Annotated in this window: 21 protein-coding genes and 2 pseudogenes; 13 read left to right on the forward strand and 10 right to left on the reverse strand. The window is 70.6% G+C overall.

What is annotated here, in order from left to right:
* Window positions 1-23: 23 nt before the first annotated feature.
* The 6 genes and pseudogenes from QEZ54_RS07165 to QEZ54_RS07190 all read left to right on the forward strand — a co-directional run.
* Window positions 24-1,343, forward strand: coding sequence for a hypothetical protein (locus QEZ54_RS07165; protein WP_281303681.1), 1,320 nt, complete (start codon window positions 24-26; stop codon window positions 1,341-1,343).
* A gap of 213 nt (window positions 1,344-1,556) precedes the next feature.
* Window positions 1,557-2,486 (forward strand): polyphosphate polymerase domain-containing protein, encoded by a 930-nt coding sequence (locus QEZ54_RS07170; protein WP_281303682.1) that lies wholly within the window; start codon window positions 1,557-1,559, stop codon window positions 2,484-2,486.
* A 4-nt stretch (window positions 2,487-2,490) separates the two neighbouring features.
* The gene (locus tag QEZ54_RS07175; RefSeq protein ID WP_281303683.1) at window positions 2,491-3,168 is read left to right on the forward strand and encodes a DUF4956 domain-containing protein; all 678 of its coding nucleotides are present in this window, start codon (window positions 2,491-2,493) and stop codon (window positions 3,166-3,168) included.
* Window positions 3,168-4,754, forward strand: a complete 1,587-nt coding sequence (locus QEZ54_RS07180) for a CotH kinase family protein (RefSeq protein ID WP_281303684.1) — start codon at window positions 3,168-3,170, stop codon at window positions 4,752-4,754. The genes QEZ54_RS07175 and QEZ54_RS07180 overlap by 1 nt, the downstream gene beginning before the upstream one ends.
* Window positions 4,755-5,544: 790 nt before the next feature.
* Entirely contained in the window at window positions 5,545-5,775 is a 231-nt protein-coding gene (locus QEZ54_RS07185; protein WP_281303685.1) for a hypothetical protein, read from the forward strand.
* A pseudogene (locus tag QEZ54_RS07190) lies at window positions 5,733-6,203 on the forward strand (GGDEF domain-containing protein); the annotation flags it as partial. The gene QEZ54_RS07185 and the pseudogene QEZ54_RS07190, both read left to right, overlap by 43 nt.
* Before the next feature lie 135 nt (window positions 6,204-6,338).
* Here QEZ54_RS07190 and QEZ54_RS07195 read toward each other — a convergent pair.
* A complete protein-coding gene (locus QEZ54_RS07195; protein WP_281303687.1) occupies window positions 6,339-6,509 on the reverse strand; it encodes a hypothetical protein in 171 nt (56 codons plus the stop codon).
* 39 nt (window positions 6,510-6,548) lie between these two features.
* Here QEZ54_RS07195 and QEZ54_RS07200 point away from each other — a divergent pair, with 39 nt between their 5' ends.
* A complete protein-coding gene (locus tag QEZ54_RS07200) occupies window positions 6,549-9,455 on the forward strand; it encodes a tetratricopeptide repeat protein (protein ID WP_281303688.1) in 2,907 nt (968 codons plus the stop codon).
* Window positions 9,456-9,496: 41 nt separating this feature from the next.
* Here QEZ54_RS07200 and QEZ54_RS07205 read toward each other — a convergent pair whose 3' ends face one another.
* From QEZ54_RS07205 to QEZ54_RS07215, 3 genes are read right to left on the reverse strand one after another with little or no spacing between them, the layout of a single operon-like run.
* Window positions 9,497-10,279: a peptidoglycan DD-metalloendopeptidase family protein gene (locus QEZ54_RS07205; protein ID WP_281303689.1), complete on the reverse strand. Its 783-nt coding sequence runs from the start codon at window positions 10,277-10,279 to the stop codon at window positions 9,497-9,499.
* Window positions 10,280-10,291: 12 nt separating this feature from the next.
* The gene (locus tag QEZ54_RS07210; protein ID WP_281303690.1) at window positions 10,292-10,594 is read right to left on the reverse strand and encodes a fibronectin type III domain-containing protein; all 303 of its coding nucleotides are present in this window, start codon (window positions 10,592-10,594) and stop codon (window positions 10,292-10,294) included.
* A 55-nt stretch (window positions 10,595-10,649) separates the two neighbouring features.
* Window positions 10,650-10,811, reverse strand: coding sequence for a hypothetical protein (locus tag QEZ54_RS07215; protein WP_281303691.1), 162 nt, complete (start codon window positions 10,809-10,811; stop codon window positions 10,650-10,652).
* Between the two features lie 504 nt (window positions 10,812-11,315).
* Between QEZ54_RS07215 and QEZ54_RS07220 the strand changes: the two are divergent.
* Together QEZ54_RS07220 and QEZ54_RS07225 are read left to right on the forward strand one after the other, a co-directional pair.
* Window positions 11,316-11,566: pseudogene (locus tag QEZ54_RS07220) on the forward strand (trehalose-6-phosphate synthase); the annotation flags it as partial.
* Between the two features lie 100 nt (window positions 11,567-11,666).
* Window positions 11,667-11,846 carry a hypothetical protein gene (locus QEZ54_RS07225; protein ID WP_281303692.1) on the forward strand — a complete coding sequence of 60 codons (180 nt, stop codon included), beginning with the start codon at window positions 11,667-11,669 and terminating at the stop codon, window positions 11,844-11,846.
* A gap of 224 nt (window positions 11,847-12,070) precedes the next feature.
* On the opposite strand, the gene QEZ54_RS07230 is transcribed toward QEZ54_RS07225, so the two are convergent.
* Window positions 12,071-13,984: a hypothetical protein gene (locus tag QEZ54_RS07230; RefSeq protein WP_281303693.1), complete on the reverse strand. Its 1,914-nt coding sequence runs from the start codon at window positions 13,982-13,984 to the stop codon at window positions 12,071-12,073.
* Window positions 13,985-14,243: 259 nt separating this feature from the next.
* Between QEZ54_RS07230 and QEZ54_RS07235 the strand changes: the two genes are divergently transcribed.
* The 4 genes from QEZ54_RS07235 to soxR all read left to right on the forward strand — a co-directional run bounded on the left by QEZ54_RS07235 (window position 14,244) and on the right by soxR (window position 18,069).
* Window positions 14,244-15,578 (forward strand): PLP-dependent aminotransferase family protein, encoded by a 1,335-nt coding sequence (locus QEZ54_RS07235; protein WP_281303694.1) that lies wholly within the window; start codon window positions 14,244-14,246, stop codon window positions 15,576-15,578.
* A 79-nt stretch (window positions 15,579-15,657) separates the two neighbouring features.
* Window positions 15,658-16,545: a hypothetical protein gene (locus QEZ54_RS07240; RefSeq protein ID WP_281303695.1), complete on the forward strand. Its 888-nt coding sequence runs from the start codon at window positions 15,658-15,660 to the stop codon at window positions 16,543-16,545.
* A 249-nt stretch (window positions 16,546-16,794) separates the two neighbouring features.
* A complete protein-coding gene (locus QEZ54_RS07245; protein ID WP_281303696.1) occupies window positions 16,795-17,364 on the forward strand; it encodes a hypothetical protein in 570 nt (189 codons plus the stop codon).
* A 222-nt stretch (window positions 17,365-17,586) separates the two neighbouring features.
* A complete protein-coding gene (gene soxR, locus QEZ54_RS07250; protein ID WP_281303697.1) occupies window positions 17,587-18,069 on the forward strand; it encodes a redox-sensitive transcriptional activator SoxR in 483 nt (160 codons plus the stop codon).
* A gap of 2 nt (window positions 18,070-18,071) precedes the next feature.
* Here the strand turns inward: soxR and fdxA are convergent, their stop codons facing one another.
* The 5 genes from fdxA to QEZ54_RS07275 form a co-directional block, all read right to left on the reverse strand.
* Window positions 18,072-18,407 carry a ferredoxin gene (fdxA, locus tag QEZ54_RS07255; RefSeq protein WP_281303698.1) on the reverse strand — a complete coding sequence of 112 codons (336 nt, stop codon included), beginning with the start codon at window positions 18,405-18,407 and terminating at the stop codon, window positions 18,072-18,074.
* A 181-nt stretch (window positions 18,408-18,588) separates the two neighbouring features.
* Complete coding sequence (locus tag QEZ54_RS07260; RefSeq protein ID WP_281303699.1) at window positions 18,589-18,741, reverse strand: hypothetical protein; 153 nt, start codon at window positions 18,739-18,741, stop codon at window positions 18,589-18,591.
* A gap of 63 nt (window positions 18,742-18,804) precedes the next feature.
* Window positions 18,805-19,455 (reverse strand): hypothetical protein, encoded by a 651-nt coding sequence (locus QEZ54_RS07265; protein ID WP_281303700.1) that lies wholly within the window; start codon window positions 19,453-19,455, stop codon window positions 18,805-18,807.
* Between the two features lie 237 nt (window positions 19,456-19,692).
* On the reverse strand, window positions 19,693-21,480 hold the full coding sequence (locus QEZ54_RS07270; RefSeq protein ID WP_281303701.1) for a glycosyltransferase: 1,788 nt from the start codon (window positions 21,478-21,480) through the stop codon (window positions 19,693-19,695).
* Window positions 21,465-23,081, reverse strand: coding sequence for a DUF692 domain-containing protein (locus QEZ54_RS07275; protein WP_281303702.1), 1,617 nt, complete (start codon window positions 23,079-23,081; stop codon window positions 21,465-21,467). The genes QEZ54_RS07270 and QEZ54_RS07275 overlap by 16 nt, the downstream gene beginning before the upstream one ends.
* Window positions 23,082-23,089: the final 8 nt, after the last annotated feature.

Consider the following 23,089-nt stretch of genomic DNA (forward strand, 5'->3'; position numbering starts at 1 on the left):
CCACGACATGAGGAGTGTCAGCTGTGCGGAAATCCCTCACCGCGGCGCTGGTCGCCGCCTTGCTCGCCGTCGTCGCCGTGCCCTCGGCCGCGTCGGCGGCGCCCGCGACGCCGGACTTCGGCCCGTCCATCGACGGCTACGCCGCCTACGACGGGCAGCGCACCTGCGACGCCAGCGAGAAGCCCGGCGTCGCCGGCTTCCGCGACATCCTGAACGCCGCCTACGGCTGGCACAACAGCGGCATCGGGCGCGCCTGCAACGACGGCGGGCAGAGCGAGCACAAGGAGGGCCGCGCCCTCGACTACTCGCTGGACTACTACAACACCGGCCAGCGGGCGGTCGCCAACGACATCCTGAACTGGCTGCTGACCACCGACCGCTACGGCAACACCAACGCCAACGCCCGCCGGCTGGGTCTGATGTACATCATCTGGAACCGCCAGATCTGGTACGCGTCCAATCCGTACGCGGGCTGGCAGACCTATGCCTGCAGCGGCGACCCCAGCGACTGCCACATGAACCACATCCACTTCAGCTTCAGCTGGGCCGGGGCGTTGAAGCAGACGAGCTGGTGGAGCGGCTCGGCGCAGGTGTTCGAGGCGGCCAGCAACGCGGCCTGGCGGCCGCTGCCGGTCAGCGGCAGCGCGGGACCGGTCAGCGGCAGCGCGGTCGCGAGCTTCTCCGCCGGCGGCGTGAAGTACGTCTACACCGTGCGCGGCGGGCAGGTGTTCGAGGCGGCCAGCAACAACGGCTGGAAGAACCTGTGGACCGGGATCGGCGGCGTCGACGGCGGCGCGATCGCGGCGATGAGCCATGAGGGCGTCAAGTACATCTACACCATCGCGGGCGGTGTCGTGTACGAGGCCAACAGCGCCAACGGCTGGCGCAACCTGCCGACCGGGATCAGCGGGGTCAGCAATACCGCGCTGTCGGTGCTCAGCCTGGGCGGCGTCAAGTACATCTACACGATCGTCAACGGCATCGTGCACGAGGCGCACAGCGCCAACGCGTGGCGCAACCTGCCCACCAACATCCCCGCCTCGGCCGTCGCCGTGACCGCCCTGAACGGCGTCAAACTCATCTACACCGTCAACGGCGGGCAGGTCTTCGAGGCGGCGAGCAACGCGGGCTGGCAGAACCTGTGGACCGGCATCAGCGGGGTCAGCGGCTCGACGCTGTCGGCGATGACCCTCGGCGGCGTCAAGTACATCTACTCGGTGGCCGGCGGTGTCATCCACGAGGCGCACAGCGCCAACGCCTGGCGGAACCTGCCCACCGGCATCGGCGGCAGCCGGGTCAACGTCCTGGTCCTGAACGGCGTGAAGATCCTCTACACCCTGTGACCCGCGTGCGGGTCCGGCCGCCCAGGCGGTCGGGCCCGCACGTCCGTGCCGTTTCCGGTGATACGCCCATTTCTTAGGCGGCTCTCAGCCTTCTCCGAAGCCGCTCCGAGGATGCCCCGCCACGCTGACCGCGTTCACCCGTAGGTCACCCGTGGCTCGGTCTTCGTTCACCTCGGCGATGCCGAGCCGCGGGGCGAGAGAAATGGTATCCGCATGCGACTGCGTCCGCGTCCCAAGCCGGGCGGGCCCGACCGAGGCGGCGGGGCGGTCCCGCAGCCGACCGCGCGAGCAGCCGACGACCGCGGCGGTCACGCGCTGCGTGCCCCGAGCCCGCTGCACGCCTTCAACCGGTACGAGATCAAGTACTTGGTGCACGCCTCGCGGCTGGCGGCGATCCGCGACGAGCTGCGCGCCCGCCTCGATCTCGACAGCTACTGCCCCGAGGGCGGCTACGGCGTGTGGAGCGTCTACTACGACACCCGGCTGCTGCGCTTCTACTGGGAGAAGGTGGAAGGGCTGCGGTTCCGCCGCAAGCTGCGGGTGCGGCACTACGGCGACCGCTTCACGATCGCCGACGACACCACCGTCTACGTCGAGATCAAGCAGCGGGTCAACCGGGTCACCCAGAAGCGCCGCGTCGGCATGCCGTACGCCGATGCCAGGCTGCTGTGCGACGGCCGGCAGCTGGTCCGTCACGAACCTGGTCAGACCGCCTTCGTCCAGGAGGTCCTCGGCCTGGTCCAGGGCCTGGACCTGCGGCCGGTGGCGATGACCGGCTACCAGCGCGAAGCCTATGTGGGCCGCGACGCCGACCTGGGGCTGCGGGTCACCCTCGACCACCGGGTACGCGGCCGGGACCGCGAGTTCGACCTCGGTGCCGACGCGCAGAACCGGCTGATCATCCCGGCGTCGATGTCGGTGCTGGAGGTCAAGGCCAACGACCGCGTCCCGTACTGGCTGACCGACCTCGCGGCCCGCGCCGACCTGTCGGTGGTGCGGGTGTCGAAGTACTGCCAGAGCGTCGAGGCGTTCGGCCGGGCGCCGCGCTCGATCTTCCACATCCCCGACCACGACGCCGAGCCGCAGCTCACCACCCCCACCACGCACGAAGCCGCAGTGGCGGCACCGACCGTGAAGGCCTGATCTGATGAACTTCGACCTGCAAGACCTCACCGGCACGTTCAGCGTCACCGACATCGTCATGGCGATGGCGCTGGCGTTCCTGCTCAGCGCGATCATCGGCTGGGTGTACCGGGCCACCCACCGCAACGTGTCCTACAGCCAGTCCTACGTGCAGACCCTGGTCATCCTCGGCATGCTCGTGTCACTGATCATGCTGGTGGTCGGCTCCAACATCGCCCGCGCGTTCGCGCTGGTCGGCGCCTTGTCGGTGGTGCGGTTCCGCAACGCGATCAAGGAAACCCGCGACGTCGGCTTCATCTTCCTGGTCATGGGCGTCGGCATGGCCGTCGGCACCCGCTTCTACAGCCTCGCCGTGATCGCCACCGCCGCGATCTGCCTGGTCATCTTCGTGATGTTCCGGTTCAGCTGGTTCCGCCTGTCGGTGCAGCGCCAGGTCGTCAAGGTCCAGGTGCCGGCCGACGGCAACCACACCGCCACCGTCTCCGACGTGCTCATCGTGCACACCACCGAGTTCGAGCTGGTCAGCATGGAGTCGATCCGGGGCGGCGCCCTCACCGAGCTGATGTACACGGTCCGGCTGCGCAAGGGCAGCGAGCCCGGCGACCTGGTCACCGCCCTCGGGCAGGTGACGGCCGGTCAGCGGGTCACCGTCCTCACCGGGTACGACCAGACGGACCTGTGATGGCGGCCGACCTCCAGCCCGGCTCGCGGGCACCGGCGAGCCGGCTCAGGCACCGCGTCCCGGTGCGGGTGCGCCACCACTGGAAGCTGCTGGCCACCTGCGCGGCCGTGGTCGTGGCACTGGTCGTGCTCGCGGGCAACGTCCGGGTGGCCCCGATCGTGACCAGCCAGGCAGCGGCCAAGCACGACGAGGTGGTCATCGACGTGGCGGGCACCGTCGACCTGTTCGACCCCTCCGTCGCCCACACGGTCACCCTCACCTACGACGAGGCCGACTACCAGCGCATGTTCGACGAGTACATGGAGTCGGGGGACAAGGAGTACCTGCGCGCCGACGCGACCGTCGACGGCACGCTGCTGCGCGACGTCGGCATCCGGCTCAAGGGCAACTCGACCCTGTCCGGGGTCACCCACAACGGCCAGGCGAGGTCGATGTTCGGGGACCGGGACGGCGACGGCGGCATGCCGCAGCCCGCGGGCGGCGGCGGGCAGGGCCGGCCCGGTGGCGGGATGATGGGCGGCGGGTTCGGCCGTACCAGCCTGGACAGCAGCAGACCCGAGGAGCTGCCGTGGCTGATGAGCTTCGACGAGTTCGTCGACGGCCGCCGCTACCAGGGCCGCAGCGAGATCGCCGTGCGGGTCGCGGGCATGGGCGGCGGCAGCACCGTGGTCAACGAGGCCGTCTCGCTGTCCGTGCTCGCCGCGGCGGGGCAGCCCACGCAGCGGTACACGTACGCCGGGTTCCGGGTCAACGGGGCGCCGGCCAAGGCGCGGCTGCTGGTGGAGCACCCCGATGAGGACTTCGCCGACGGTCTCGGCAACGGTGTGCTCTACAAGTCGCTGGCCACCAGCCAGTTCACCTACCAGGGCGAGGACCCGACCGAGTACGAGGACGACTTCAAGCAGATCAACGACAAGGGCAGCCACGACCTCAAGCCGGTGATCGACCTCGTGAAGTGGGTGAACGAGGCCTCCGACGCCGACTTCGACGCCCATCTGGCCGACCACGTCGACATCGGCTCGTTCGCCTCGTACACCGCGCTGCAGAACCTGCTGCTGAACTTCGACGACATGGCCGGGCCGGGCAGGAACTACTACCTCTGGTACAACCTGGACACCGAGCGGTTCCAGGTCATCGGCTGGGACCACAACCTCACCTTCAGCGGCAGCGCCACCACCGGCCCGCACGACTCCACCACCATGGGCGGCGGCCGGGGCGGCTTCCCCGGCGGCGACTTCCAACCTCCCGAGGGGATGCAGCTCCCCGACGGCGTGCAGCTGCCGGAGGGCATGCGGCCCGGCGGCGGGGGACGAGGCGGCTTCGGCGGGCTGGGCGGCAACAAGCTCAAGGAGCGGTTCCTGGCGTCCGAGGCGTTCAAGAAGGCATACGAGGACGCCTACCGGCAGCTGTACCAGAAGATCTACGCCGACAAGGCCGCCGAGAAGGCCCTCGATCAGATCGCGGCGACGTTGGCCAACGTCGCCGGAGCCGACGCCACCGCCGTCAAAACCGACACCGACCAGCTACGCGCCTTGGTCCAGGAGCGTACCGCCGCACTCGCGAAAGACGCGGTGATCACGTCCTGACCGGGGCTGCTTCCGCCCGCCTTGAACGACAGCGGCGTGCCGCCGGTACCGAGCACATGCTCGGTACCGGCGGCACGCCGCTGCGCCGATGGCACGCCGCAGCCGACCTGCGCGGTTCTGCAAGCGGTTGATCGACGTCCGGTGTGGAAAGCTCGCCGTGAGCTGTGGATTCTGACCGCGAGCGACGATCATCGGCGGTGAGTGGTTCCAAGATCGCGGTTGGGTTGCGTTGTCACGCTGATCGTGGACCAGAACCGACTATTCGACCCCAAGCGGCGTTTACGTTCTTGCCGCACCGACTCGCCCGCGCCCCGACCGAACCACTCGATGTTCACGCCAATCCGGCCGCGCCGCGACCGATTACCGGGATGTTCGCGCCGACCCGACCCGACCCGACCCGACCCGACCCGCGTGCGATCGAAGTCGTGATGTGTAGTCACAGCACCACGTACCTAACCCGGACCCCCACTATCCGTCCCGAGCGGGTGATCATCGTGACCCCAAAGCCCAAAGATCGCCGTGCGGGGTCGGAAAGTCGGCGGCGGGCGGAGCTTCCGGCCCGAGACAGTGATCGTCAGCCGCCAGCTGTCCCGGCGTGGCACGGACGCTAGCGGCCCCGACGTAACTTCGCTGGTCGGGTGGGCGATGTGGATCGGGACCTGCATCATCACCCGCGTCGGCGCCGCGGTCCATCTCGACCAGCACGGCGACACGGCGGGCTGCGTCAACGGCCTGGAGTCCCTGATCACCAACTGCCGGCGCTACTGCGACGACCTGTCCGTCATGCAGGGTGCCGCTGCGCTACGCCGCCAAACGCCTCATGGCTCTGGGCCGCCGGGTCGATCTCGACCTGACCGTCGACTCCCACGTCGACGTCATCCTGGAACAGGTCAACGTCCTGGCCGACGTGTGTGACGCACTCGCCGACCGGCAGCCCGACAAAGCGCTCACCCTGCTGGACGACGCCCGGACGCCATCGACGCCCTCGGCGTGGCCGAACCCCTGCGGCTGCGCTCGCTAGCGCTGGCCGGGACCGGAGAGCACGCCGCCGCATCGCTGGCAGATCGTGACGGCACAGCGGTTGTCGGTGTACTGGACGTGGACGGCTTCAAGGCGGTCAACGACACGCACGGCCACCACTCCGGAGACCTTGTTCTGCAACGCATCGCCGGGGTGCCGGCCCGCGCTGTCCGGCACGGCGACATGGTCGCCCGCTACGGCGGGGACGAATTCGCGCTCATCCTGCCCGGTACTATCCCAGCCGAAGCCGAACGCATCGGCCAACGCATCGGTGACATGATCGCCGACGAAGACTGGATGTCGATGGTGCCGGGCACACCGGTGTCCGCGACGATGGGCTGGGCGCCGCTCACTCGCGAACCGCAGCGAGCCCTCCACGCCGCAGACGCCGCTCTGTACGCTGCTAAGAAGCGGTGTTCGAGCCGGTGATATGCCACCGCAGAAGAGGTCCCTGAATCAACGCGGCCAGGCGGGCACTGGTGGGTGTTGTCGGTGACGCCGTCGGTGGCCTGGCGCAGGTAGAGCTGTGCGGACGACCCGCACCGACGCCTGCCTGCCGCGAGCTCAGCAGCGGGTGCGCGGCGAGGTCGGGTTCGTGGCTCCGGCCGCGGCCAGGCGCACGACCGGCAGCTCCGGTGCCGTCGACGGCACCCTGCCGACGGGGCGGATGTGCGGATCAAGCTCCTGGCCGGATGCCCGGCGAGCGACCGGCGGTCGTTGCCGGACATTTGTCATCGTGCATATACTACCTGCTCGCGAAGGAAGGACGGCGCATTGCGGTTCGGCATTCTGGGGCCGTTGGAGATCCTCGCCGATGAAGGTCCTGTCCTCCTTCGCCACCCGAGACACCGGGCGCTGCTGGCATATCTGCTGCTGCACCGCGGTCGCCTGATCACCACCGATGAGCTGGTCGGGGCGGTGTGGGGACTGCGGGCGCCCGCTACCGCGCGCTCCCAGATCCACGCGGGCATGTCCGCGTTGCGGCGGCACCTGCGCGCGGCCGGGGCGGACGGCACCGTCGCGACGCGGCCCGGCGGCTATCAGCTGTCCGCCGAGAAACTCGACGCCGACGCCTTTGAGCGGTGCCTGCGGCTGGCGCGGGCAGCCGACGACCCGGCCGAGACGGCCCGCCTGGTGCGTGACGGGCTGGACCTGTGGCGCGGGGAGCCGCTGGCCGACGTCGCCGCAGCGTACGCCGGCGAGGCGCGGCGACGGCTGCAGGACCGGCGGCTCGACGCCCTGGAGCTGCTAGCTGACGCGGAGCTGCGGCGCGGGCGGCCCGAGCAGGTGCGGGCGCTGCTGGCCGAGGCCGTCGACCGGCACCCCGAGCGGCAGCGGCTGGCCGCGCAGCTTGCGCTGGCGGCGCAGCGCTGCGGACCCGGTGACGAGCCAGACCAGCCGCTGCCGCGCCAGCTCCCGGCACGGATCCCCGCGTTCTGCGGCCGCGCGGCGCAGCTGTCGGCCCTCGACGGGCTGCTGACCGCGGGGGACGGGGCGATCGCGGTGGTGGCCGGGACCGCGGGGGTCGGCAAGACGGCGCTGGCCGTGCACTGGGCGCACCGGGTCGCCGACCGGTTCCCCGACGGGCAGCTCTACCTCAACCTGCGGGGGTACGACCCGGCCAACGAGCCGATGCGGCCGGAGGAGGCGGTGCACAGCCTGCTCGATGCGCTGGCCGTGCCGCGGCTGCCCGAGGGCCTTGACGCGCAGGCCGGGATGCTGCGCAGCCTGCTGGCCCAGCGCCGAGTGCTGATCCTGCTCGACAACGCCCGCGACGCCGAGCAGGTGCAGCCGCTGCTGGTCGGCAGTCCTGGCTGTCTGACGCTGGTCACCAGCCGCGACCAGCTCACCGGGCTGGTCGTCGCGAATGGGGCGAGCCCGGTCAACCTGGACCTGCCGTCCGGACCCGATGCGCACGCCATGCTGACGGCCCGGTTGGGCGCGGCCCGGGTCGAGGCCGAACCGGACGCGGCTGAGGAGATCATCTCGCGGTGTGCGCGGCTGCCGCTGGCACTGGCGACGGTCGCCGCCCATGCCGCAGCCCGGCCCGACTTCACGTTGCGGGCCCTGGCCGACGAGCTGCGCGAGGCCCAGTGGGGCCTGGACGCCTACCGGGGCACCGACCTTCGCGCGGTGTTCTCGTGGTCCTACCGGGCACTGCGGCCGGCCGCGGCCACGCTGTTCCGTCTGCTCGGCCTGCACCCTGGCCCGGACCTGGGCATCGCCGCGGCGGCGAGTCTGGCGGGGTTGCCTGTCCGCGAGACCCGTACGTTGCTGCTCCAACTGGGCCAGGCGAACCTGCTCACCGAACCCGCGCCGGGCCGCTTCGCGATGCACGACCTGCTGCGCGACTTCGCTCGCGAACTGGCCGGCGCTCTGCCCGACGACGGCGCGGACCTGCGGATGGTGCAGCACTATCTGCACACCGCCTACCGGGCCGACCGGCTGTTGCAGCCGTTCCGGCAGCCGATCGCCGTGGGAGCGCCGGACCCCGGGGTCACGGTCGACGGACCGGCTGAGGTCGCATCGGCGTTGGCATGGTTCACCGCCGAGCGCAGTGTGCTGGTCGCGTGCGTCGGCTGGGCTGCCGAGCACGGCCTGCCGGCGCAGGCCCGGCAGCTGGCGTGGACCCTGGAGAACTTCTTCGACCTGCGCGGTCGCTGGCAGGACTGGGCCGCCACGCAGCAGATCGCCGTGGCCGCGGCCCGCAGCCTCGGCGACCGCGACGCCGAGGCGCACGGATACTGCAGCCGAGGGATGGCGCTGAACAAGATGCGCCGCCACGCCGAGGCGTACGAGCATCTGCGGGAGGCGCTGCGGCTGTTCACCGACAGCGGCGACAAGGCCAGGCAGGCGTGGTGCCATCGTGGTCTGGCCAACGTCTACGAGAGCCAGGGGCTGTACCGGCAGGCGCTGGAGCACGTGCTGGCGGCGCTGCCGCTGTCGCAGGAATTGGGCGACACGATGACCGAAGCCCGAACCCGCAACATGATCGGCTGGCTGCACGCGCGGCTGGGGGAGCACGGTCCCGCGCTGGCCTACAGCCAGCGGGCGTTCGAGCAGCTCAGTGGCTCGGGCAACCGGCACGCGCTCGCGCACGTGCACCACAGCCTCGGCTACATCCACCACCATCGCCGCGACCTTGACCGTGCCGCGACGCACTACCGGCAGGCGGCGCTGCTTTTCCAGGAGATCGGCAACCGGTACGAGGAGGCCGAGGTGCTGCTGCACGAGGGCGACACGCGCCACGTCGGCGGCGACCACGCGGGCGCGGCCGGATCGTGGCGGCGCGCGCTGGCGATCCTGGAGGACCTGGGGCATCCGGCGGTACGCGACGCCGCCCGGCGGCTGAGCGGGAACGCCCCGGTGGCGGACCTGCCCGTCGCGCTGGCGGGGCGGCTGGACGGATTCATGCGCCGGGCGGGGATCGGCGCGAAGACGCTGAGCAAGCTGACCGGTGTGCCGCGCACGGCCATCGACAACTGGCGGGACGGCACGGTGCGCAGGCCCCGCGACTGGCGGCCGCTGGTGCGCATCGCCCGGGTGCTGTCGCTGACCCGGGGCGAGACCGATGCGCTGCTCACCTCGGCCCGACACGCCGATCTTGCCGAACTGCACCACGGCCTGCCCGCCGGTCATCCGGACCGGGCGAGCCTCGGCTGGTGGCTGGCGTCGACGTGAGGCCCGGGGTGTGCCGGCCCGCAGCACACCCCGGACCGGTGTCAGCAGCGCGGGACGCTGGGGATGAAGCCCGGGTAACCGGTGAGGCTGTTGGTGTCGGGCACGAACCGCGAGGGCCCGATGCGGTTCCAGACCGTGCTGGTGCCGTACTTGCCGGTGACCGACTGCCCGGTGATCTGGCAGTAGATCGTGATGTACGCGCCGTCGGCGATCGTGCCCTGCAGGCTGAACGTACTGCCCGGACCCGAGTACATCGGCTGTGCCGCCCCGCTGGACGTGTCGATCCAGCCGGCGCCGGTGTTCGCGCCCTGGCAGGCGTTGGTGCTGGTGTAGGAGGCGTTGCCGTAGTAGCTGGCCTGGACGCCGTCGAACTTGGCCTTCACGATGGCCCCGTTGAGCCGCTGCTCGTAGTGCAGGTGCGGGCCGGTGGAGTCGCCGGTGCTGCCGACGTAGCCGATGAGGGTGCCGTAGCCGACGACCGCACCCTGAGCGACGACGTACTGCTTGAGGTGGGCGTAGAGCGTCTGGTGGCCGGTGAGGTGCAGGATGCGCACGTGCTTGCCGTACCCGGCGGTGCCGTTGTCCTTGACCAGGTCGACAGTGCCGGGGGCGCTGGCGTAGACGGGCGATCCGTCGCCGCCCGCGCGGGTGAGGTCGATGGCCTCCAGTGGGTTGTGGTCGGTTCGGGTGTTGCCGTTCCAGACCTGCCCGCACGGGAAGGGCAGCTTGTAGACCGGCGCGGCCGCGGCGGGGGAGGCCGCGAACAGCACCGCGGCGCCCGCGAGCGCGGTGACCAGCGCTGCCCTCAGTGATCTGCGAAGCATCAGAGGTCCTTCCTAGAGGGTGGTCGCGCAGGTGTACGGCGTCCAGGCCGACTTGCCGACGAGGTTGTAGGCGCGCACGCGGTAGCACTTGTACGCCTTCGACGCCAGCAGCGAGTTGACGAAGCGGGTCGTGTTGGCCCCGACGGTCCAGGTGGCGACGCCGTCGGACACCTCGAAGCCGGTCTCGTTGCTGGAGTTGTCCTGCCAGATCACCCTGATCTGCGACGTGCTCAGTGCGGTGGCCTGCTGGTCCGACGGCGCCGGGGGCGCGGCCGGGACGGTGGCCAGCGCGGCGGCGAGCAATACCTTGATCATGTGGGCTCCTCTGCTAGAAGGTGGTGGTGGTGCAGGCGTCGGGCGTCCTCGCGGACTAGCCGTAGGCGTGGTAGGACCGCACGACGAAGCACGTGTACTTCTTCGACGGCAGGCCGGGGTGCGGTCGGACGGTGACGTCGAAGGTTCCTTCCCCGACGTCAACACCGAGCCCGATCGTCGTGCGGGCGCGGTCGGCCTTCCAGCCATGAATCTGCACCTGTTACTCACCGTGACGGCACATCGGGCATGGCGGGACCGGCCCCGGCGGCTGTGCCGGTCAGCTCTACGTCGCCGGCCTGTCGCGACCGCGGCCGTGGCGGCCGCACATCCGGTGCCGGCTGCGGCTCTACTGGCGCGAAGGCCAGGTGGTTCGATGGTCGAGTCCGGCAGGGCTCGCAGTGCTTCCCGTCGCCCTCTGTCGATCGATGTGGCGGGGCGTCGTCTCCGGGACCTGATGCCGGCCTGCCCGGGGTACGGGTTCGCGTCTCGCGGCGCGGAAAACCGGCGGAGTTGACCGAGGAGGACCGTGTTCGTCGCGTCGACGGGCCGACCGGGCGACGGCTGATGCCCGCGCCGCGTAGGCCGGAGGGGGTTTGTCGGACCGCGCCGGGCGGTATCGGCTGGACATGAGCCTTTCCGCCACCGCCCGTCGCACGGCGCAGTAGGCGACGATGTCGCCGACGCGGGATAGCAGGGCCGGATCCGTCGCGCCCGGGGCCGCGGCGACCCGAAGGCGGTCACGCTCGGTGCGGACCGGCTCGACTACACCAAGGGAGTCGAGCACCGGCTCAAGGCTACAAAGGGATCTTCTACCGTACCCCGAAAGGTCGTGGCGCAGGTCCGTCCCGCCCGGCTGAGAGTGCGCGCGACCAGGCATTACGTAAGGGTGGAGCGGGAGGTTGGCCGGATCAACGGTGATTTCGGCCGTGTCGGCGTGCCTGCCGTGCATTACTGCGCCAGCCGTACAGTCGGTGCGGGCGACCGACGTCCGCCCTCGGTCGGCTCCCGCTGCCTCCGCGGAGCAACGGGCTCCCCTTGCCTTCGGGCAGGGTCGACCGAAAGGTGGGCGCCCATGGCACGCGACCGGATCCGTCGCGGGCCTGGCCGGACATCCGGCCACCGCAAGACCGCCGTGATCGTGACGGCGGTACTGCTGCCCTGCATGACCAGCGTTGGAGTCGAGGCGATCCGCCAGGTCGCACCGATCGTCCGAGTGGTCGTCGGCAGCGAGAACGGGTGTGGCCCCGCCTAGGCGGGGCCACAGCGCGGAAGAGGGCTCCTGCTTCTGAGTTCGCAGCCCTGGGCAGGGGCTCTTCCGCAACGCGGTCCATCCGGCACACGTCCACGTAGATTGTGCCGCCGCCATGACCCGATCGCATCCCGCGCCTCCCAGACATGCCGCGCCGACACCCGCCGCAACAGACCCTGTCGAGGCACTCCCACCCTCCATCGCCGCCGGCACGGGTCACGCGTGGCTCAGCTCGGCCGGTAAGAGCAGCGGACTCCGGTCCGCACCGCCGCTCGCAGCTCCTCGCCGATGACCGGGTCGGCGGCCGCGATCCGGTCCAGGGCACGGCGGATCGCCTTGCCGACCGCGACCCTGGCGCGTTCGCCGCTGCCGGTGAAGCTGCGGACCCGGCCGTGCAGCCCGGTGGCGGCGGCCAGCTCCGCGATCAGCCAGTCCTTCTCCGCCCGGGTCCGTTCGGCGCGAGCCAGGTCGTTGGCGGCCTCGGCGCTGTCGAGCTCGTCCTGCAGCTCGGCCAGCTTGCGCCGGTAGGCCTGCTTGGCGGCGTCGTCGAGCACCGGCTGGGCGACGTCGGTGGTGGGCACGGGCCGACCGGGCCCGACGGCGAGATCGACGGCGGGTATCTCGAAGCCCGGATTGGCCAGCAGCGCGGCGAGGTAGCCCATGCCGACGCTGTCGTCGACGGTCGCGGTGCGGTGGCCGAGCTCGATCTCCCAGCTGGCGCCCTGTCGTCGACACAGCGCGGGCCGCTTGACGGCACGGCCAGGCGCGGGCCGGAACACGCCGGCGGGCAGCGACATGCCGAGGTCGGCGGCTTCGCGGTCGGCAAGGTGGTGTTCGGTATCGGCCTGGGCGCGGTCACCGGGGGCGGCACGCAGGCGCAGCGCCTCGGCGAGGCGGGCACGGGAGGTGGTGGCGGCCGGGAAGTGGCCCAGGACGAGGTTGTCGTGCACGGCGGCCCTGAGGTGACGGACAGCCCGGTCCGGCTCGCCCGTGGTCAGGGCGGCGACACCGAGAGCCTGCTGGACGGAGCCGAAGCAGCTGATGCCGACACTGGCGAGCATGGGCAGGTGGCCGTACGGGGCGAGCAGGTTGTAGGCGGCCGCGGCCGTGGCGGGGTCGCCGAGCAGGCAGGCGGTCTCGACGACGCCGTACAGGCACACCAGCCAGCTGCTGGAGCGGGGCAGACAGGCGAGGTCGGGGCCGGTGAGGCGGGCCAGGGCGGCGGTGGCCTGGCGGTGGTCTCCGGCGCGGGCGCGGGCCAGGGCCCACGCGGCGAGGAAGGAGTTGTCGGTGGCGCTGAGCGTGGGTGAATTGACCATCTCTTCGAGCATCGGCAGCAGTTCGTCGGTGCGACCCTGGTACCAGCGCAGGGCGAACAGGTGCGCGCCGTACCAGCCCGAGCTGTCGGCGTCTCCGGCCTGCCGGCCGCGGTGCGCGCAGGCGGTCGCCAGGGTCTCGGCGTCGGCGAAGCGGCCGGCCCGGATCAGCAGCATCACGTCGACGGCTTGCACGACGAAGGACACGGCCAGGTGATCCTGCTCGGCCAGCAACTGTTTCAGTTCGGTGAGGCTGCGTTCGGCGTGCGGATCGGCGTCGAGGAAACGCCCCGCGGTCTGCCACAGCATGCCCATGACCAGGTCGGAGCGGCAGCCGGCGTCCACGGCGGCGGCGAGGATCCGGCGGCTCAGCTCGCGGCGCTGCGGGCCGTGGTCGGGTCCGAGCAGGCAGTGGTACGCCAGGCTGATCGCCTCGGTGAGCACCACCGGGTCGCCGCTGCGTTCGGCCTCGGCCAGTGCGGCGAGGATGTCGGCGGTTCGGCCGCGACGGTAGTCGGCCTCGGCGGTCTGGCGCAGTCTGATCCGCAGGGCCAGCGGGGATCGCGGGTCGAGCGTGGACAGCGCACGGGCCAGGCGTGCCTCGACGGCGGCCGCCGCGGCGGCCCCGCGATGCTCGTGCACCCACAGACCGGCCTGGCCCAGCGCGGCCAGGGCCTGAGCCTGCGGGTCGCCTGCCTGCTCGGCCTGCCGGTAGGCGAGCTCGAAGTGGATTCTGCTGCGCCACAGGTCTCCTTCGGTCCACAGTGCTCGGGTGCCGTGGTCCAGCGGACTGCCCTCGGTGATGACGAGATCTGCGGGTCGCATGCGCCCTCCCCGGCAAAATGAACCGACCACTGCTGCCTATTGCTGTGATGCTGGCCTCGGTGCGCTCGAGGTGTCAATCGCAAATATCCGCCACCGTCTCCATGTATCAGCAGCTTGATGTACCGGTTGCGGTCAGCATATGTGACAGTGATTACTTTCGATACCTCAGTGCAATTTGCTCCGATGCAATGTATTGACAGCCCCGACCATGCGGTACATGATTCGGCCGTTGACCCGGTCCGTCGCGCAGAGGATTCCCATGGACGACTTTCGACTCGTGGCCGACGCGGTCGAGGCTGAGATCCGCTCGGGGCGGCTGGCGGCCGGTGACCGCCTCCTGCCGCAGCGGGAGTTCGCCCGGCACCGCGGCATGGCCGTCTCGACCGCCGCCCGGGTGTACCGGGAACTGGTCAGCCGGGGCCTGGTAGCCGGCGAGGTCGGCCGGGGCACCTATGTGCTGCCCGGCGGCTCCCGCCCGCCGACCGGTCCCGCCACCTCAGGCATCGTCGACCTGGAGGCGAACTTCCCGGTGCTGCCCGGCCAGGCCGAGATGATGGCCCCGACCATGGCGCGACTGCTGCACAGCCCGTCGTTCGCGGCCAGCCTGGAGCCCGTTCCGGCCGCGGGGACAGCCGAGGCCCGCTCGGCGACCGCACGGTTCCTCAGCCGCCGGGACTGGACGCCCGCCCCCGACCGGGTGCTGTTCACCGGCAGCGGCCGGCAGGCCATCGCCGCCGCGATCGCGGCCCTGGTCCCGCCGGGCGGCAGGCTCGGCGTGGAGGAGCTGACCTACCCGGTGGTCAAGGCGATCGCGGCGCGGCTCGGCGTCACCCTGGTCCCGATCCGGATGGACGAACACGGCCTGGAGCCCACCGACCTGCGCGAGTCGCACCGGCGCGACCCCCTGGGCGCCGTCTACCTGCAACCGACCCTGCACAACCCGCTCGGGATCACCATGCCCGACCGGCGCCGCGACCAGATCCGCGACCTGCTCGGCGAACTGGACCTCATCGCGATCGAGGACGGCGTCAACGCCTACCTCGCCCGGCAGGCCCTGCCGCTGGCCGCGACCGCCGGACACCGCACGGTGTACGTCGACAGCCTCACCAAGCAGATCGCGCCAGGACTGAGCCTCGGCGTCGTCGTGGCACCCCCCGGGCTCGACGCGGAATTGGCCGCGAGCATCCGGTCCGGACCGTGGCCGGCGACCGGTTTCGCGCTGGCCGCGACGTCCGCGCTGATGGACGACGGCACCGCCGCCCGCATCGTGGCGGCCAAGCAGGCCGACGCCTCCGCCCGGCAGCGGATCGCCGCCGAGCGGCTGGCGGGCTTCGACGTCAGCGCCGACCCGGACTCCTACCACTGCTGGTGGCGGCTGCCGGACCGGTGGCGCACCGACACGTTCGTCGCCGCCGCGGCCCGGCACGGCATCTCGGTGAGTCCCGGGGCCGCGTTCGCGGTCGATCCGCAGCAGGTCCCCAACGCGATCCGCATCGCCGTGTCCGCGCCGGACCTGCCGGGCCTGGCCGCCGCCCTCGACACGCTCGCGGGTCTCGCGCGGGCCCGGCCGGAGGACACGGGTCCGGCGTACTGAGCCGGGGTGGAACCGCGGGGAACGGCATGGAACGCCGTAGTGGCTGTCATGTGCCACAACGGATTCGGAAGGACCCGCAATGCCACGCAAACACGGTCTGCTCCTGGCCGCCGCAGCGCTGCTGCTGGCCACGATCACCAGCAGCCCCGCCACGGCCGCCGGCCCCGACCTCGCCGACACCGGCACGCTGGCGGACGCCCCGCCCGCCGCCGCGGTGGACTGGGAAGGCCTGCCGACCTGGAACCAGGGCTACGGGCCGCTGCGCAACCAGACCAACGGCCTCAAGGCGCTGCGCTACTCGGTACGCGACTACGGCATCAACCTGGGCTGGACGGACTGGCCCAACTCCAGGTGGGAGGTCTACGCCGAGGGCCTGGCCCCGGACGCCCCGATCACCTCCACCACGAAGGTGGCGCTGCGGGTGGCCGACAGCCCCGGCTACATCCGCTGGGGCGCCCAGAACTACGGCATCGACCTGGTCTGGTCGTCCACCCCCGTCTACGAGTGGAACCTGATCAGCACCCCGAGCGGCCAGGCGCTGTTCAACACCAACCGGCGGGACTACATGGTCTACGGCGGACGGTTCTGGGGCGTCAACCTGATCTGGCTCAGCGACATGGTCGCGTCGCCGTCCCCGACCCAGGGCGTGAAGACCTACACGCTGCAGAACTGCCACGACGCCAAGCGGGCGGTGCAGGTGTGGGTGTCGGACATGGACACCGGCGGCGCCTGGGTGGACAAGGGCCGGCTGAACTCGCAGTGGTCGGGCACCAGCTGCCCGGTGGTCGGGCAGCCGTTCACCTTCTCGCCCACGGTCAGCAACCACCGGTTCCGGGTACGGGCGATCGACTTCGGCGCCCCGGGCTGCACCAACGATCCGACCCTGTGCGTGATCTTCGAGAACGGCTTCATCAGCGACGTCAACGGCTACATCCCGGCTCCTGACCAGGTGACCGGCTCCCGGTAGCACGGCAGGCGGAAGGGGCCGGGGCCTGATCCCGGCCCCTTCCCGGCGCGGGTGCCGCATCGTGGCTGACGCAAGTGCTGCTGGCGGCAGTAGTGATGCCCGCCGTGGAACGGTCTGGCGGCATGCCGCGCTGAAACGCGGCGTGGCGACGCTGAGAGGAAGCCCATCACCTCGGGTTGCGGGCCGCCTCTCACCGCACGGCCGGACTGTCGGCTGGCGGCGTCACCCGCCTGTCGTAGCATTCGCCGCATGGCGCTCACCCTTGATCACATCTACGGCTACGTCGAGAACGGCCTGGACGACGACCTGGCCCGCTGGTTCCCGTCCGCGCCCCGGGTGAGCCTGCCCGCCACGACCCGCGCCGTGGAACCGTTCCTGTCGCGGCTGCCGTCGGGCGCCGCCGCGTCCCTGGCCGCCTTCGACCGCCGGGTGCGCTCGGGATCCATGGCCGACTTCCTCGACATCGCCGACTGGTCCTACGGCTTCGACTTCACCGCCAACGAGTGCGACCTGCTCGACGCCGACTACACCACCACCACCGTGTCGGGCGACGACGTCTGGTCGATCGGCGCCGACGGCAGCGGCAGCTACCACGTGGTGCTGGCCAGCGGCCAGGTGGCGCTGTGGTTCCACGAGGAGCAGGTGATCGAGGGCCACACCCGGTTCGACAACCTCGACGTGTTCGTGTGGTCGGTGGTCCGCTACCGCGCCGTCCGGGCGGGGGCGCTGGACCTGGCCTCGGTCGAGAACGACTTCCGCGCGCTGGCGCAGCCGGGCGTGCTGGCCGACGAGGTGGGCCTGCTCGCGATGCTGCGCTGACGCTGGGCCCACCTGCGCACCGTCGGCGAGCAGAAGGCCGACCCGGTTTGTCGCCCTGGCATGTCCCCGTCCGGTGGTAGGGCACGATCACTGGCGACGGCAGCTACCGCGAGCTCCGCCTGTCCACGGCCGACCTGCGCCTGCGCCGACTGCCCCCGGCACCGCACGGATACCCGCGATCCGACTTGATCTCAACTGCGGTTGAGGTCCTATGCTGCGGCCGTGTCATCGCCACCGCTGTCGCACCCCGACGACCTGCTCACCGTCCAGCAGGTCGTCGCCCGGACCGGCGTGATGCCCTCTGCACTGCGGTTCTACGAGGCGAGAGGGCTCATCACGGCCGAGCGCAACAGCGGTAATCAGCGGCTGTACCGGCGGTACATGCTGCGGCGCATCTCGCTCGTTCTGGCAGCCCGGCGCCTGGGCATCCCGCTGGCCGACGTGGCAGACATCTTCACCACGTTGCCGGTGGACCAACCACCGAGCCACCAGGACTGGGTGCGGGTCTCGCGGGTGTGGAAACGCCAGCTCGCTGAACGGCGACGCTTCCTCACCAATCTTGAACGCCAGCTCACCGCCTGCATAGGGTGCGGCTGCCTGTCCATGAAACTATGCGATCTGCTCAACCCTGATGACGGGCTCCGGACACGCGGCCAGGGACCGGTCCGCCTCCACGACGAGGGCGAGCGGAACGATCCGGGCTGACCTCAAGCCGATGTGCCGCCGGCAAGCCGTGGCGGCAGTGCCGCTACGAGAGCGTGGTCGCCGGCGACGCGCCCTTTCTGCGTGGCCCCTCCGGGTGAGCCGATCGAGCTGAAGAACTCGGCGTTGACAGCGGCGTACCCGGTGAACTCGGTGGGCAGGTCGTCCTCGAAGAAGATGGCTTCGACGGGGCAGGCCGGCTCGCAGGCGCCGCAGTCGATGCACTCGTCCGGCTGGATGTACAGCATCCGGTCGCCCTCGTAGATGCAGTCGATCGGGCACTCCTCGACGCATGCCTTGTCCAGCACATCCACGCATGGCAGCGCGATCACGTAGGTCATGCTGCGCAAGGCTAGGAGCTCAACCGCGCTTGAGCGCAAGGCAGTCCGCCCATCGACGCCTCCGGCCACGGCCACCCGGATGGCCTTCTACGGGAGCGACAGTCACCCACCAGAACGGTGCGCGGCCGCCGCGGCCGATGCGCCCGTGCCCGCGGTCCCTCCGGGCACGGGCGTACCCACCTCATCGGCTGGGCGACGGTGCGGGGATCAGCGGCCGGCCGTACAGCGCCCCGATGATCGCCGATGCCATCTGGTTGGCCGGCTGCTCGCCGTTCGCACCCGCGAACAGCGAGGTCAGTACGATGACGTCCTTGCGGACCGGGTCGTACGCCAAGGAGTTGTACCCGGCAACCCACCGACGGCCCCGAAGCCGAGCCGTTGGCCGTCGGCGTACGGGTCAGCTGCGCATCAGCGGGACCATCAGGTGGGTGCCCAGGACGTCGTTCATGACAGGCGGGGTCTGGGTGTCGTACTTGCCGGTGCCTGAGCGCACCGACAGGAGCATCCGGCCGAGCGCGCCCGGAGCGAGCTCATAGGCCTGCAACGCCGAACCCCGGAAGATGACCGGCTTGCCGTACTGCGCGGCCAGCCGAACCATCACCCCGCCGATGAGTTTCTGGCAGGTCGAGCACGGGCTGTTGGTCTGGTGCGCCTCGACGATGACGGCGAGCGCCGTCTCCTGGTTCAGGTTCACGGCAGCCGCCTCGAACCAGGCCAGCAGCGCCTGGAACTCGGAGTGCGCGACACCGGAGACGCCCTTGAGCTTGTGCGGTTCGACGGTGTCCTTGGCGGCGGCCGACTCCTGCTCGATCTCCCCACCGACGCGCCGGACCACGGTCAGGCCGGCCAGCAGCGAGTTTCCAGACGCCCCGCCGGGCAGCGCCGCCCGGTGCAGGGCGGGGGCGGTGACGGTGTAGTACGTCGCCGGGGCGGTCCGCAGCAGCACGTCGAGGGTGTCGGCGACGGCCCACAGGCTCCCGCCGGTATGGGTCACGCCACCCGCCTCGTACTCGTACTGCTCGCCGGTGAAACTCAGGTGATTGGGCATCTGCGCCTCCTGTGTCGGTCGGACGCCGAGTAAGAGGAGGCACGCAGGCCGGTTGATACGGCGTCCGCCCAGCGGCCGGGTCGGGTTGGCGACGCCGGGCGACGCGCCGCTGCGGGCGCCGGCAGCCGCGGCCGATCGGGCGGCTGTTCATCCAGACGGAGGTAGGTGCTGGCACCGACGTGCGCGGCCCTGCCCGCTACCAGCATTCATGGCGTTGAGCACCGGCAGCGACGGCTCCTAGTCGGCCATCGCCAATCCCGTGGGGTGAGGCGCGTTCAGGGCCAGGACGCCAAGCGCAGAGAGCTCCTCGGCCAGTGCGCGTGCCGGGCCCGGGGAGTCCCAGCCGACGCGTGATCCGACGTCGGCGATGCTCCTCGTTCCATCGCAGGCGATCACGAAAGCCGCGGCCCGGGCTGTCAGCGTGAAGAGTTTGATCGCCTGCGGCTGTGCGTATGGCAGCACGATCACCAGGGTCTCGGCTGTCGCGTCCGAGCTGGGGTCCTCGGTGAGCATGGCGATCGGGTCCCGCGCGTAGAGCTCCGCGCGCGCCCCGGGCACGAGCGAGGGCCGGCACCCTGCGGCCGCTTCGTCGCTCCAGGCCGGGCACCGCGTATCGAGTCGGAACAGGGAGCCATCGCAACTCACGGATGCCTCGTCGCACGCGCTCAGAAGCTGGTCGGCCACCCGGCTCAGATCTGAGAGCTCCGCGGGCGGCGAGTCCGCCTGTTCGAGCTTGCGGCGGATCGCGGCGAGCAGCGGAGGCAGCCCGTCGCTCGGTGAAGCCTCGACGACGTCCTCTGCTTCCGCGCCGGAGGCATCGGGATGGACAGCACGGTGAATCGCGGCTTCAAACGCCTGCGGGAACCGGCACTGCGCTTGCACGTGCTCGACGAACAGCCGGCCTCGCCTTCCCACCTCGGCGCGGAAGGGCTCGGCGAGGGCGAGGGCGAGGCACTCCGCGATCTCCTCATGATCGTTGGTATCGCGCACGATCCAGCAGTTGTACCCGTGCGCGAGCCGCTGGCGTTCCGGCTGCTTCGCCGCGATCTCGTGGGACAGCAGGACTGCAGTCCCTGTGGCCATGACCTCAAGCGCGATGACCGGGTTGTGCGCCGTGATCGGGAAGTCCTGCTCGAGGCAGCACGCCACATCGCAGCCGCGAAGGAACTCGGGCACTCGCCAGTGGGGCATGAACGGGATCCGAATGACGTGGTCGCGCAGGTCGAGCTCCTCGACGAGAGAGGCGAATGCCTCCTCCTCGGGTGCCTCGCCCTGGACCATGGCCGCGAGCCGGACCGGCACCCCTCGATCCAGGCAGTTCCGGATCGCGCGGACCAGGGGCAGGACACCCTTGAAGCGTCCGAGCTTGCCGAACACCCCGATGGTGGGCGCGGTCGATGCCGGCGCGACTTCGAGCGCTGGGCCGTCAGGAGCGAATTCGTCGAGAGGAACGAAGTGCCCGTCGTTCGGCATCATCCTCGAGCGCGGAACACCGATCTCCGCGAGCGCCTTGGGCAGGCCCCTGACGCCGATGACGACGTCAGCGGCGCGGAAGATCCCGTCGTACAGCGAGCGCATCCCAGGCTGGTGCCATAACCGCCCCACATCGCTGCCCGCGGTGTTGATGACATGGGGCCTGCCGGTGAGACTCGCGGCGAGGTGACCGGCGACGCCGTACGGCTCCAGGTACCAGGAGACCACGCACTCGAGATCGTGCTCCTTGATCGTCTCGATCGCGAGCCCGGCGAGCTTGGTCGCGTAGGGGTTGTGCCACGGCACATGCCACTGGCCATAGTGGTCGGCCAGCGTCTGGTGGATGCGGACCGTTCCAGGACCGTAGTGGCCGCCGAGGCGCGTTCGATCCTCCGGGCGCAGCTGGATTCGATACTGATCCTCGACCTCCGCCGCATTGGTGACCACGTGAACGGCGTGACCGCGTGCGGCGAGCCCGTGGGCGAGACGATATGTCCTCGCGCTGACGCCTCCCTGGATCGGAGGGTACTTCCCGATCAGGCAGATACGCACGGGCGGACCTCGATAAGGTGCCCCGCCGCCAGCGAGAGCACGAGTTCCTGGATCGGCTCTGCCTGCGCCGCATGGATAGTCGTCCAGTCGTCCAGCGTGAGCAGCAGCGCCGCGACGCCGGGATCGAGCCAGAAGACACGCGCGCTGTCCGCGCCGGGCACGACAGCCACGGTCTGATCGGGCCCGCGGTCGAGCGTCGCCGAGTCTGCGCCGTCGAGCACCCGCTTCAGATCGAACGGGGTCTTAAGGATCTTGAGATCGCTGGCGGAGCGCAAGTCAAAGCTCTCCCCGGCTGCGGGGGGCGCGAAGGGGTACCGCCGCTGCTCCCGCTCGCGCGAGGAGAAGGTCGCGGACGCGATCATGTGCTCGAGGCGTACAAGGTCGACGAGGTAGTCGGGTTCGACCCGGCCGGCTGATGCGACGATGAAATCGTGCAACTGCCGGGCGTTCTCGCGCCGGCCCGGGGACCGCGGTGGCTCGACGGCAGCGAACTCGCGGATCAGGTGCGCGGCGTGCGCGTCCAGGCAGCGGCAGGTCGCAGGCAATATGCTCTTGATCTTCTCCCAGCGTTTGGCCAGGACGAGGCTGCCGACGAGCGCCAGGCGATCCAGGTGGTCGCCGCGGACGCCGCCAGGGGCGCCGCGGAGCGGCTCTGCCGAGGCGTACCCCGCCGGGTTCGACAGATGTTCGAGGATCGAGCGCTGGCGGTCGAACAAGGTTCGTCGTCGCGCGGAAGCGCTGACCGTGGGCCGAGGCGGCGGCACCTCGCTCGTGCCCGCGGATCGGGGGAGATCCGCGGCGGCCTCGTCGCGGATGCGCCGGGCCTGCTCGACGTCGACCAGCACCTCCATGAAGCCCTCGAAGGCCTGGTCACGCTCGATGATGATCGCGTCAGGCTGATGTCGCCGCAGCGCCTCGGGCAGGAGCGCGAACGTCGCGGGGGACACCTGGCGGTCATGTGTGTCGATGGCGAGGTCGTGGCTTTCGCAGCCCCCCGCGAGGTGGATCGCCCGGACTGCTCGCGGCGGCAGGGCCGCGAGGAAGGCGCCCGCGTCATACCCGTGATTGCTGGAGTTGATGCGGAGATTCTCGAGGTCGAGCAGGATTCCCGCCCCGGTACGGTTGCAGACCTCCGCGAGGAAGTCGGCCTCGAAGACCTCGGAGTCATGGTAGTCGAAGTAGTAGGAGATGTTCTCGAGGACCACGGGGAGGCCGACGCCATCCTGCACGATGTCAATGTTGTCGCAGAGGATCCGCAGAGTCTGCTCGGTCCTCGGCAGCGGCAGGAGTTGGGCATGATCGAGACCGGGGACTTTGGTGAATGCCAGGTGCTCGCTGTACCACGGCACCCCCAGCCACTGCGCCCATTGCCTGACGTCGCTGAGATAGCCGGAATCCGGGCGCTGGGCCGTTCCTAAAGACAGGCCCACGCCGTGGAGGAACACCGGGCAGAGCTCCGGCAGCTGCCGGAAGTCCCGGCGGTGCTCGGGGATGCTCCGGATGCAGTGATCGACTGTGATTTCGAGCGCCTCGATGGGCGGCATGCTCTCGCGGATGAAGGGTCCGACCTCGCTGCGGTAACCGACCCCGATGAGCGGCACATGGTCTC

Origin of the sequence: Catellatospora sp. KI3, from assembly GCF_029948125.1 — a bacterium.
Lineage (GTDB): Bacteria > Actinomycetota > Actinomycetes > Mycobacteriales > Micromonosporaceae > Catellatospora.